At 64.6% G+C, this 11646-nt stretch carries 9 protein-coding genes; 2 read left to right on the forward strand and 7 right to left on the reverse strand.

The window, feature by feature from the left end; all coding sequences use genetic code 11:
* Positions 1–20 precede the first annotated feature (20 nt).
* The gene (locus KUV82_RS12095) at positions 21–1601 is read left to right on the forward strand and encodes a hypothetical protein (RefSeq protein ID WP_219954514.1); all 1581 of its coding nucleotides are present in this window, start codon (positions 21–23) and stop codon (positions 1599–1601) included.
* A gap of 127 nt (positions 1602–1728) precedes the next feature.
* Positions 1729–4476: a TonB-dependent receptor domain-containing protein gene (locus KUV82_RS12100; protein WP_219954515.1), complete on the forward strand. Its 2748-nt coding sequence runs from the start codon at positions 1729–1731 to the stop codon at positions 4474–4476.
* A gap of 61 nt (positions 4477–4537) precedes the next feature.
* Here the strand turns inward: KUV82_RS12100 and KUV82_RS12105 are convergent, their stop codons facing one another.
* The 7 genes from KUV82_RS12105 to KUV82_RS12135 all read right to left on the reverse strand — a co-directional run bounded on the left by KUV82_RS12105 (position 4538) and on the right by KUV82_RS12135 (position 11451).
* On the reverse strand, positions 4538–6001 hold the full coding sequence (locus KUV82_RS12105) for a caspase family protein (RefSeq protein ID WP_219954516.1): 1464 nt from the start codon (positions 5999–6001) through the stop codon (positions 4538–4540).
* A 105-nt stretch (positions 6002–6106) separates the two neighbouring features.
* Positions 6107–6781: a response regulator transcription factor gene (locus tag KUV82_RS12110; RefSeq protein WP_258319743.1), complete on the reverse strand. Its 675-nt coding sequence runs from the start codon at positions 6779–6781 to the stop codon at positions 6107–6109.
* A gap of 105 nt (positions 6782–6886) precedes the next feature.
* The gene (locus KUV82_RS12115; protein ID WP_219954517.1) at positions 6887–7909 is read right to left on the reverse strand and encodes an aldo/keto reductase; all 1023 of its coding nucleotides are present in this window, start codon (positions 7907–7909) and stop codon (positions 6887–6889) included.
* A 10-nt stretch (positions 7910–7919) separates the two neighbouring features.
* On the reverse strand, positions 7920–8657 hold the full coding sequence (locus KUV82_RS12120; protein WP_219954518.1) for an SDR family NAD(P)-dependent oxidoreductase: 738 nt from the start codon (positions 8655–8657) through the stop codon (positions 7920–7922).
* Between the two features lie 14 nt (positions 8658–8671).
* Positions 8672–9814, reverse strand: coding sequence for an acyl-CoA dehydrogenase family protein (locus KUV82_RS12125; protein WP_219954519.1), 1143 nt, complete (start codon positions 9812–9814; stop codon positions 8672–8674).
* 12 nt (positions 9815–9826) lie between these two features.
* Positions 9827–10801, reverse strand: coding sequence for an NAD(P)H-dependent flavin oxidoreductase (locus KUV82_RS12130; protein WP_219954520.1), 975 nt, complete (start codon positions 10799–10801; stop codon positions 9827–9829).
* A 59-nt stretch (positions 10802–10860) separates the two neighbouring features.
* Positions 10861–11451, reverse strand: coding sequence for a flavin reductase family protein (locus KUV82_RS12135; protein WP_219954521.1), 591 nt, complete (start codon positions 11449–11451; stop codon positions 10861–10863).
* Between the last annotated feature and the right edge of the window lie 195 nt (positions 11452–11646).

Genomic DNA, 11646 nt, shown 5'->3' on the forward strand with positions numbered 1-11646 from the left:
TTTTGAGGGGACCGCTACCCGTGACCAACTTCCATCGTTCGCTCGTTCTCGGCTGCTCGGCACTGGCTCTTGCCAGCTGCGGGGCCGACGAAATCGTCTCGCCGGGTACCGGCGGGAACATCACTATCAACAACACCAACGCGCCGTCGCCCACGCCGACGCCGACCGCTACGCCGACCTCGACGCTAGTGACCCCGGCTGCCGGCTGCCCGACCATCTCGGACCCCTCGGGCCTGACCGATGCCGGCACGACGAGCGGCCCGACCGGTGAATGGCGCGTCTGCGACCTGCCTTCGCGCTTCAACGCGTCCTCGACCCTGCCCTACATTCCCGGCCTGCTCTACCGCATCAACGGCCGCGTCGATGTCGGCACCGACGGCGGCCCGGCTGCCGACGCTTCGGACGGCCTCAGTGACACCAACGTCGCCCTGACCATCGAACCGGGCGTGATCCTGTTCTCGTCCGGTTCGGGCTGGATGAACGTCAACCGCGGCAACACGATCGAAGCCAACGGCACCGCCGCTCGCCCGATCGTCTTCACCAGCCGTGACAACGTCCAGGGCCTCAACACCGACAACTCGTCGGGCCAGTGGGGCGGCCTCGTCCTTTCGGGCCGTGCGCCGGTCACCGACTGCATCGCACCGGGCGCGACCCCGGGCACCGTCGATTGCGAACGCCAGGTCGAAGGCGCTGCCCAGCCGGCCCTGTTCGGCGGCAACGACGCCAGCGACGATTCGGGCAGCCTGAACTACGTCCAGATCCGTTACTCGGGCTTCGTCCTCTCGGGCGACAACGAGCTGCAGGCGCTGACCACCGGCGGCGTCGGCAACGGCACCGCGATCAGCAACGTCATGAGCTACAACAGCTCGGATGACGGCGTGGAGTTCTTCGGCGGCCGCTTCAACGTGCGCAACCTCATCGTTGTTGGCGCTGAAGACGACAGCCTCGACACCGACACCGGCGTCAAGGTCAACATGCAGAATGTCATCGCCATCCAGCGCCCCGGCGCCGGCGACACGATCATCGAAGCCGACTCGAACAACGGCCTCGAAGACCAGACCCCGCGTCAGGACACGAAGATCTCGAACGCGACCTTCATCCACAACGGTGCGGAACTCGACCAGGCCATCCGTATCCGCGGAGGCGCTGACTTCACCATCGTGAACACCGTCCTTGTCGACGCAACCGGCGGCACGCCCTGCCTGCGACTCGACCTCGACGAAACGCTTCGCGCTACGAATGCCGGCCTCGACGACAACGGCCCGCCGGTCTTCAACAGCTTCGTTCTCGACTGCGCCACGGACTTCCGTGACGGTTCGGGCGGCATCACCGCGGCTCAGACCGAAGGTGTCTTCAACGCCGGCACGAACAACGATGCAAACTTCACCAACACGCTCACGATGACCTTCGTCAACGGTGCGAACGAGAACGGTGTGGCGGTCTTCGACGCAGCTACGCTCGCTCCGTTCTTCACCACTCCGACGAACATCGGCGCCGCCTACCCGGGCAACGACACCTGGGTCCAGGGCTGGACCTGCAACTCCTCGACCGTGGCGTTCGACGCCGCTGTCACGGACTGCACGAGCCTGCCGGTTTACTAATCGGACACCGGGGCCGCGGGGTGTGCGCGAACGCGCATCCCGCGGCCTTCTTCGCTTTTCGTTTCAGGAGCCAACGCAAAGGCTCCGCACCCGTTTTTAAGGCCTGAACATGAGGGGGTCTCGAACCATGTCGACCGGCAAGCAGCTTACCGCGCTGCTCCTGCTCACCACCGCACTCACCATTCCCGGCGCCGCGTTTGCGCAGGACACGAGTGCCGGAAACGGCGCCGAAGGCGTACCGGCTGAAGAAGATACCGCGACCGATGCGCTTGCCGCGCAGCAGGTGGAAGGTATCGACGACACGCCTGAAGAAGAGCAGTTCGAGCAGCCCGAGATCTCGGTCCCCGGCGGCGCTATCGTCGTGACCGGCCGCCGCCGCCAGGATGTTACCCGCGCCTCCTCGCAGGTCGTCTCGGTCCTCGACAGCGCCAGCATCGCCCGCACCGGCGAAGGCGACATCGCCGGCGCGCTGACGCGCGTCACCGGCCTCTCGACCGTCGGCAACGGCCTCGTCTTCGTTCGCGGCCTCGGCGATCGCTACTCGCTCGCACTCCTCAACGGCCTGCCGCTGCCTTCGCCGCAGCCCCTGAGCCGCGTTGTCCCGCTCGATATCTTCCCGACCAGCATCGTTGCATCGAGCCTGGTCCAGAAGACCTATTCGGCCAACTTCCCCGGCGAATTCGGCGGCGGTGTCATCAACCTGACCACCCGCGCCGTTCCCGAGGAAAGCTTCATCAAGGTCAGCACCGGCCTTTCGGTGGACTCCGAAAGCACTGGTGGTCCGGGCTACACCTACCACGGCTCGACTTACGACTGGTTCGGCTTCGACAACGGTCGCCGCACGATCCGTCCGCAGCTGCAGAACTATCTCGACAGCGGCCTGCCGATCTCCGACCCGAATGTCGACCAGCGTTCGATCCTGCTCGAACTGGGCGATCCGAACCTGATCCTGCTGCAGCAGGACAACGACCTGCCGGTCAACTGGTCGGCCGGCATTACGGCGGGTACCGCCTTCGACGTCTTCTCCGACGGTCGCTTCGGCATCATCGCAACCGCGTCGCTCAGCAACAAGTGGCGCAACCGCTTCATCACGCGTCAGACGGCAGTGAACGCGGACCTCGATCTCGACACCGACTTCCGCCAGTTCACCACCGACCAGCGCATCCTGGCGAACGCCATGCTCGGCTTCGGCCTCGAAGTCGGCGAGCATCGTTTCCGCATCGTCAACCTGTTCATCCGTGATAGCCTGAAGCGCGCCTCGCTCGCCGAAGGTACGGACTTCCAGAACGACGACACCGACCAGGTGCAGCAGACCGCTTGGTACGAACGCCAGCTGTTCGACACCCAGTTCACCGGCGAACTCGAATTCGGCGATCTCTCGGTCGACCTGCGCGCCGGCTACGCCCAGACGCAGCGTGAAGCGCCCTTCGAATGGGAATTCACCTACACCCGCAGCAACAACCCGAACGATCCGCTCGGCAATCTCTTCCTCAACACGCTCGACCCGCAGCGTGGCGGGGCAGTTGTTGCGTTCTCGGACCTGACGGAGGACCTCTACTACGGCGGTCTCGACGTGAGCTACCAGCTGGCCAACTGGCTGGGTGTGACGGTCGGCGGTGCGTATACCGACACCTCGCGCCTCTCCTCGCGCCGCGAGTTCGATATCCGCGCATCGAGCGGCTATCCGGATGTCTTCGGCGCCTTCCGCCCGGACAACCTCCTCGGCGACTCGCTGATCGAGCTGGGCTACGACCCGGTCGCGCAGCAGGCTGCCGGCATCGGTCCGTTCACCTACAACATCTTCGACACCACCGGTTCGGACCCGGCGTTCTCGGCCAGCCTCGAAATCGTCGCCGCCTATGCCCAGGCGCGTGTCGAGCCGGTGACCGGCGTCTCGCTCGATCTCGGCGTGCGCTACGAGGATGCAACCCAGACGGTCGTCCCGCTCGGCCTCGACGGTCTTCCCAGCGGTTCGGCCAACAGCACCCTGCTGGAAAACGACTACTTCCTGCCGGGCGCAACGGTTACCTGGGAAATCGCCGATAGCGTGCAGATGCGCCTCAACGCATCGAAGACCATCGCCCGCCCGCAGTTCCGCGAGCTGATTTTCCAGACCTACTTCGATCCGGAAACCAACCGCCAATTCAACGGCAACCCGTCGCTGGTCGACAGCGAGCTGACGAACTACGAAGCGCGCCTCGAATACTACTGGGGTTCGGGCAGCAAGGCGAGCGTCGCCGGCTTCTACAAGGACATCGAAAACCCGATCGAGATCTTCTCGAGCTTCTCGGACAACAACCAGGTCAGCGGCTTCGCCAACGCCCCGTCGGCCACGCTCTATGGTGTCGAGGCCGAGTTCCAGTGGAACAAGGACCTCTACACGCTGGGCGAATGGTTCGACTCCAAGCGCCTCGTCGCGATCGCGAACTACACCTACACTCAGTCGGAACTGAAGGTCGGCCCGAACGATATCGCCCGGGTTTTCCCCTTCGCCGACCAGCCGGCCACCAACTTCTTCCGCGACGGGGTTCCCCTGACCGGTCAGTCGGACCACCTCGTCAACCTTCAGCTGGGTATCGAGGACCTCGACAAGGTCAGCCAGGCAACCTTCCTGCTGAGCTACGCCAGCGAGCGCGTGACCAGCCGCGGGACGGCCGCCCTCCCCGACATCGTCGAGGATCCGGGCCTGCGTCTCGACTTCGTGTTCCGCCAGGGCTTCGAACTGGCCGGCGCCGAACTCGAGCTCAAGCTCGAGGCGCGCAACATCACGGGCCGCGACAATTTCGAGTTCCAGACCAACGGCACCAACCGGATCGAGATCAACAGCTACGACGTGGGTCGCAGCTTCTCGGCTTCGATCTCCGCCGAATTCTAGAGCTCGCAGCAGCTTTCACTCGGAAAGGGCCGCCCTCGGGCGGTCCTTTTTCGTTGGGCGACTAGCGCGACACGGAAAAGCTGAAGGTTTCCAGCAGCGAGGAGGAATCCCACGGCACCTGTTCGCCGCCCGTCACTTCGACAACCTGGCGGCGAACCTCCCGGAAGGTCACTTCGATCGGGCGGTCGGGGATCAGCATCTGCGAGGCGAGCGCCTCGGCGAAGGGGCTGTGGATGCCGCCACCATCGGCGGCCGTGCTGCCGGGTGAGGTCGAATAGGCGACAAAGCTGCCATTGGGCGTTTCCATCCGCGCCAGCCCGCGCACCCCGCTGCGTGTGCGGCGGCGCAGGGGCATGTTGCGGCAGGCGTCGAGGATCACGATCCGGGTGGAGACATAGGCCTCTTCCATCTGCGCCAGGACCGCATCCGCCTTGACCGCTTCGAGTTCGAGATCGCTTTCGGAATCGATCGCCGATCCGACCGGGATGAGGAAATTGCCGCCCTGCGACTGCACGCCGTGACCGGCATAATAGAACAGCCCCGTCGCGTTATCGCCAGCCGCATGCAGGCGGTTGCCGAGCCGCTGGACCGCCTCCTTCATTTCCCGCTGGCTCGCATCGGTCAGGATTTCAACGTCGAACCCGGCGCTGCGAAGCGTGGCGCCGATCAGAACGGCATCGTTGACCGGGTTGGCCAGTGAGCCGAGCGAGTTCGCGTACTTCTCATTGCCGATGACTAGCGCAATGCGCGGGCCCGTGGCCTGCATGACGGCGAGCTGGACCTTGTCCTGCTCGGCCGAGCCCATGTTGGGGGACAGTATCCGTCCCCTCACGGGCGCCCCACCCGTCCCGCGTGTGAGTGCCGGGGAAGACGTAGTCGGAGGCGAAGCGGCGACGCGTGCCGTGGACGCGGGCTCCGTGGCCGGGGGCACAGTGTCGGCAGCCGGTGGGCTTTCGGGCGGCGGCGCTGCAGCGAGCGAGGTTTGCCGGGTAGGCGCCGCGCCCTCTTGCCAGACTCCCTCGGCCAGCAGGCGTTCGTGGGCGGCCTTGTCGCGCTCGTACTGTTGCTTTTGGCGCTCCACCTCGGCGACCCGCGCGTTGTACTGCTCCATCTGCGCGTTGTACTGGTCCATCGACGCGTTGAAGGTGTCGACGCGGCCCTCGTTCATTTCATTGATGGCGCGCGCGTAGATCACGCCCTCTTCGACGAGGACGCAATCCTCCACCGCCTCGGCGATTTCATCGGAGCTCGCCTGGGGTGCATCGGCCATGGCTTTCTCACGGCACGCCTCGCGTGCCCTAAGGATACGGCCGTCGATATCGATGCCCTCGTCCCTCAGGGTTTGCAGCATCTCCCTGATCCCGATCTCGGCCTCGGAAGGGCGCGGCGGCGCTGGTTCAGCCTCGTCCGAGGCCCCGTTTTCGCTGCTGTTGGGATCGGTAGATTGCGCGTCAACGGGGGCCTGCGCCAGGCCAAGCGCCATGGCGGCAATCGCCGTCAGAACAGGTATCCTGCTGAACGCCATCTTTCCCCCCGGAAACGCGTTTCGGGAAAAGACCTAACCCATCGCAGCGCCGTGTCAACTTTGCGACACGGGCTGCTGAGGGGCTGTCCGGGTTCGGAACAGGGTTCAGTCGTAGCTGTCGTAGACGTAGCCGAGCGAGCGTACGGTCCGCACGCGCTCGCCCGCGCCCACCGCCCTCAGCGCGCGGCGCAACCGGCCGATCCAGACGTCCACCGTCCGTTCGTCGATAGGCGGTTCCTGCTTGCCGAGAGCGGCAATCAGATCGGTGCGCGACAGCACCCGATCGGGGTTCTGGGCAAGGAAGTGCAGCAAACGGAATTCGTTGGGCCTGAGATCCAGCGGGTGCCCGTCCCAGCGCGCCTGCAGCGCAGCGAGATCGACCAGCAGCAGGCCGAGTTCGAGCCGCTCGGTCACGCTGGCCTTGCCGCCCGCCTCAAGCGCCATGACGCGGTCGAGAATGGTAGTCCGGTCAATCGGACCGACCATGTAATCATCGGCACCGGCACGCAGCGCGCGGCGCTTGTCTTCCGCATCGTCTTCTTCGAGCACGATGGTGATATGCGCGTCTTCCGTACGCGGATCAGTGCGCAGGCGGCGGCACATCTCGAGGCCCGAGAGGTCATCCATCACCCAGTCGACAAACACGCACACCGGCCCTTCGACAAGCCGGCGCGGGCCATCGGGATAGACCGGCGCAAACGCATAGCAGACCTCGCCATTCTCGAAGTCTGGCATCTCACCGGCAGCCGGGTCAGTCAGGAAAATATTGATAGTACGCACGCGGTCGAATCCCACCCTGTTGCGGGCAGCGTTGACCTGCTGATGTGACTTGTTTGTGACCAGTTTGGCGCGATTGTAACACTACGCGCAGAAAGGCTCGTTTTCTTAGCCGCTAGCGACAGAAAGCGACCAGTTTCGCTGCACGGTAGTCTCCACCCCGACCGGCTGTTTGGGCACATAGGGTGCTTCGAGACGGGCGACCTCGTCCTCGGTCAGGTCGAGGTCCATGGCCGCCACCGCCGCAGCAATGTGCCCTTCCTTCGTGGCCCCGATGATCGGCGCGGTCACACCCTTGGCGAAATGCCAGCCGAGCGCCACCGTAGCGCGCGACACGCCGCGCTCTTGGGCAATCGCGCCGACCGCCTCGACAATGGCGCGATCGGCCTCTTCCTGCTGGCGGTAGAGCAGCTTGCCGAAGCCGTCGGTCTCGCTGCGAACGGTGGCCTCGTCCCAGGCACGGGCGAGCTTGCCGCGCGCCAGCGGGCTCCACGGAATGACACCCACGCCCTGGTCGGCGCACAGCGGCAGCATTTCGCGCTCTTCCTCGCGGTAGAGCAGGTTCACATGGTTCTGCATCGAGATGAAGCGCGTCCAGCCATTGGCCTTCGCGACTTCCTGCGCCTTGGCGAACTGCCAGGCCCACATGGAGGACGCGCCGATGTAGCGCGCCTTGCCCGATTTCACGATGTCGTGCAGCGCCTCCATCGTTTCCTCGATCGGCGTGTCATTGTCGCAGCGGTGGATCTGGAACAGGTCGACATAGTCCATCTTGAGCCGGGTCAGGCTGTCGTCGATCGCCTGAATCAGGCTCTTGCGCGAGAGGCCGCCGGTGTTGGGTGCCTGCCGCCATGGCATGAAGGCCTTTGTCGCGAGCACGATCTCGTCGCGCTTGGCGAATTCGGGCAGCAGCTTGCCGACCACTTCCTCCGACGCACCCAGCGAATACATGTTCGCCGTGTCGAAGAAGTTGATCCCCGCCTCCAGCGCCTCGCGGATGAATGGGCGGCTCTCGTCTTCGGACAGCACCCAGTCGCCGTGCCATCCGCGCGTGGTGTCACCGTAGCTCATGCAGCCGAGGCAAAGGCGCGAAACCTTGAGGCCGCTGGGGCCGAGATTGACGTATTCCATTGGTCTTCTCCTAGGAGAGCGTCATGCCGCCATCCACGCGGATGGTCTGGCCGACGACGTAATCGGCAAGCGGCGAGGCAAGATAGAGCGCCGCGCCTGCCATGTCCTCGGGCGTGCCCATGCGGCCAGCCGGAATGCCTGCGATGGCGCCCGCTGCGCGCTGCTCGTTTTCGGTCGTCACCTTGGTCAGTTTGGTGGGGACGAGGCCCGGCGCGATGCCGTTCACGCGGATGCCCTCGCCCGCCCAGGCCTGCGCGAGGCTGCCGACAAGGCTGACCGCGCCCGCCTTGCTCGCGGCATAGGCAGGGTTGCCGATCATGGCGTGATAGGCCCCGACCGAGCTGACGATGATCAGCGACCCGCCGTTCTCGGCCAGTTTGGGCCGGACCGCGCGCGCGCAGTCCATCAGCGAGTTGAGGTTGACCTCCATCACCGCGTCCCAGCCGGGCCGCTCGAACTCCTCGCGGCGGTAGCGGACCGTGCCCTGGCACAGCACGACAACATCGAGGCTGTCGGGCAGCGCGAAGGCATCAACCGCGGCGGGATCCGAAACGTCGAGCGTGTCGAAGGCAAGGCCGGAAAGGTCGCTGCCTTCCTCAGCCGAATAGTCGCTTACCGAAGCGCGCGTCCCGGTCACATGGACCGTGGCGCCTCGCGCTCGGAATCCATGCGCGATGCCGTTGCCGATTCCGCTCGTGCCGCCGACGACGAGAACGGTCTTGCCGGTGAAATCGAGCGGGTCGGTCATGCAGGCATCCTTTGTCAGATCGAGCGGCTGATCACTTCCTTCATGATCTCGTTCGTGCCGCCGAAGATACGGGTGACACGCGCGTCGCGCCACAGGCGGGCGATGGTGTATTCATTCATGTACCCTGCGCCGCCGTGCAGCTGTAGCGCCGCGTCGCAGACTTCCCATTGGAGGTCGGTGTGCCACAGCTTGGCCGCGCTCGCCTCATCGGTGGTCAGCTCGCCGGCAAGGTGCTTCTTGATCGCCCAGTCGAGGTGCGCCCAGCCGACCTGCAGCTTGGCCTTGAGGTCGGCGAGCGAGAACTTGGTGTTCTGGAATTCGAACACCGTCTGGCCGAAAGCCTTGCGGTCCTTCGTGAATTTCACCGCCTCGTCAAAGGCGCGCTGGGCCGACGCTTGTGCGCCCACCGCAATGCCAAGACGTTCCTGCGGTAGCTCTTCCATCAGGTGGATGAAGCCGCGCCCTTCCTGGCCAAGGATGTTGGTCTTGGGCACGCGGCAATCGTTGAAGAACAGCTCCGACGTGTCGGCCGAATGCTGGCCGATCTTGTCGAGGTTGCGCCCGCGCTCGAAGCCCGGCGTGTCGGCGTCGACCAGCACCAGCGAAGTACCCTTGGCGCCCTGCGTCGGATCGGTCTTGGCGACCACGATCACGCAATCGGCGTTCTGGCCGTTGGTGATGTAGGTCTTCGAGCCGTTGATCACGAGGTGGTTGCCATCCTCGATCGCGGTGGTGCGAATGCCCTGCAAATCGCTGCCCGCGCCCGGTTCGGTCATGGCGATGGCGGTGATGATATCGCCGCTGACCATGCCGGGCAGGTACTTGGCGCGCTGCTCGTCGCTGCCGAGGCGTTCGAAATAGTTCGCCGTGATATCGTTCTGCAGCGTGAAGCCGGCCGAAGAGCCCATGTAGGAGAGCTCTTCGCACAGCACGCAGTTGAAGCCGAAGTCGAGGCCGAGGCCGCCGTTCTCTTCCTTGACGGTGGGGCACAGCATCCCCGCATCGCCCAGCGCCTTCCACGCCGAGCGCGGAACGATACCCTCTTCCTCGTGCTGGTCGAGATGCGGTTCCATGTGCTCCGCAAAGACCTTGCGCACCGTGTCGCGGAACGCGTCGTGGTCTTCGTTATAGGCGGTGCGATAGCTTGTATCGAGCATGCGCCCCTCCCCTTACGCGACGAGGCCGGCGAGGCGCTGCTTAATCAGCGCGTCGGCTTCGGCCATGATGCCATCGATCAGTTCCTTGCAGGTCGGGATGTCGTTGATGAGACCAGCGACCATGCCGCAGGACCATGCACCGGCGTCCATGTCGCCTTCCATCATGATCCGCGGATAGACGCCCGCGACCTGTTCGATGATGTCTTCGAACTTCAGATCGCTGCCCTTTTCCTTTTCGATCTTGAGCAGTTCCTCGACTGCGTCGTTGGTCATCACGCGCTCGGTGTTGCGCAGCGGGCGCATGACGAGGCGGGTGTCGAGCTCGGACGCTGCGACGATCGCCTTTTTCACGTTCTCATGGACCGGGGCTTCCTTGGTGGCGATGAAGCGGGTGCCCATGTTCATGCCTTCCGCGCCCATGGCGAGGCTGGCGACGAGGCTGCGCGCATCGGCCATGCCGCCGCTGGCGACGAAGGGGATTTCGAGCTCATCAGCCGCGCGCGGCAGCAGGATCATGTTGGGAATGTCGTCTTCGCCCGGGTGGCCGCCGCATTCGAAGCCGTCGACGCTGACCGCGTCGCAGCCGATCGACTGGGCTTTCAGGCTGTGGCGCACGCTGGTGCACTTGTGGATCACCTTGACGCCTGCGTCCTTGAAGTAGGGCAGGACCTGTACCGGATTGTTGCCCGCGGTTTCGACGACCTTGACGCCGCCTTCGATGATCACGCGCACGAGGCCCGGGTAATCGGGTGCGTTGACCGTCGGCAGGAAGGTCAGGTTCACGCCGAAGGGTTTGTCGGTCATGTCCTTGCAGCGCGCGATTTCGTTGGCGAGCTTCTCGGGCGTGCCCTGGGTAAGACCGGTGATGATGCCAAGGCCGCCCGCGTTCGAGACTGCGGCCGCCATTTCGGCAAAGCCGACATAGTGCATGCCGCCCTGGATGATCGGGTGCTCGATGCCGAACAGTTCGGTGATGCGGGTCTTCATGATGATGCCTCTTCCCTTAGTTGCTTATCGCAACCGGTATCGGGGAGAGACGCCGGAGTCTAGCGCTTCGCCAAGCCCTGCAGCGCGGCAAGCAGCTCTGCGCCGCTGGCCGTAAGGGAAAGCGTACCGCCAATTTTTTCCGCCAGCCCCTCACGCTCAAGATCCTCGCCCGTGGGGCTGCGCATGACGCGTGCGTAGCGGCCGGAATGATAGATGAGCGGCTCAACATCGCGGCGATCGAAATCGGCCACCTCGCCAAGGAAAATGGCGTGATCCCCGCCCTCGTACTCGAAGCGCGCGCGGCACCCGAAGCGCGCCGCGTAGCCTTCGATGAGGGGCGCGCCTTCCGGCCCGTCGCCCTTGTCGAGACCGTCGAACTTGTCGTCGCCGGGGCGGGCAAAGCGATCCGACATGGCCTGCTGATCTTCGGCAAGGACATGGACCGCCCAGCACTCCGCATCGCGGAACACCGGCAGGGTCCGCGACTGGAGCGAAAGGCTCCACAGGACCATCGGCGGATCGAGGCTGACGGAGTTGAAGCTGTTCGCGGTAAGCCCGAACGGACGGCCCTCGCCGTCGCGCGCTGTGACGATGGTCACTCCGGTCACGAAACTGCCGAGTGCGTCGCGAAAGGCCTTGGGGTCGAACATTCCCGCTCCAGCTAGGGCGCGCCTGCCCGTTCGGCAACCATGAAGCCACAGGGACTTTGCGAAAGGCCAAGGGGTGTGCGCAATAATTGCAACATTCTTGCCACACATGTGCATTTTTGTGATCAATCAGGGGGCCACCGAATTGACCAAGTGAACGTTATCAAATAGGTGAACGTTCACAAACGGATTTTCGTG

The organism is Qipengyuania flava (genome assembly GCF_019448255.1).
Taxonomy (GTDB): Bacteria; Pseudomonadota; Alphaproteobacteria; order Sphingomonadales; family Sphingomonadaceae; genus Qipengyuania; species Qipengyuania flava_A.

What these genes read in the sequence shown, in the direction of transcription:
- KUV82_RS12115 (WP_219954517.1), bottom strand. Translation starts at nt 7,909, where the DNA reads ATGGAATACGTCAATCTCGGCCCCAGCGGCCTCAAGGTTTCGCGCCTT.
- KUV82_RS12130 (WP_219954520.1), bottom strand. Translation starts at nt 10,801, where the DNA reads ATGAAGACCCGCATCACCGAACTGTTCGGCATCGAGCACCCGATCATC.
- KUV82_RS12120 (WP_219954518.1), bottom strand. Translation starts at nt 8,657, where the DNA reads ATGACCGACCCGCTCGATTTCACCGGCAAGACCGTTCTCGTCGTCGGC.
- KUV82_RS12135 (WP_219954521.1), bottom strand. Translation starts at nt 11,451, where the DNA reads ATGTTCGACCCCAAGGCCTTTCGCGACGCACTCGGCAGTTTCGTGACC.
- KUV82_RS12100 (WP_219954515.1), top strand. Translation starts at nt 1,729, where the DNA reads ATGTCGACCGGCAAGCAGCTTACCGCGCTGCTCCTGCTCACCACCGCA.
- KUV82_RS12105 (WP_219954516.1), bottom strand. Translation starts at nt 6,001, where the DNA reads ATGGCGTTCAGCAGGATACCTGTTCTGACGGCGATTGCCGCCATGGCG.
- KUV82_RS12125 (WP_219954519.1), bottom strand. Translation starts at nt 9,814, where the DNA reads ATGCTCGATACAAGCTATCGCACCGCCTATAACGAAGACCACGACGCG.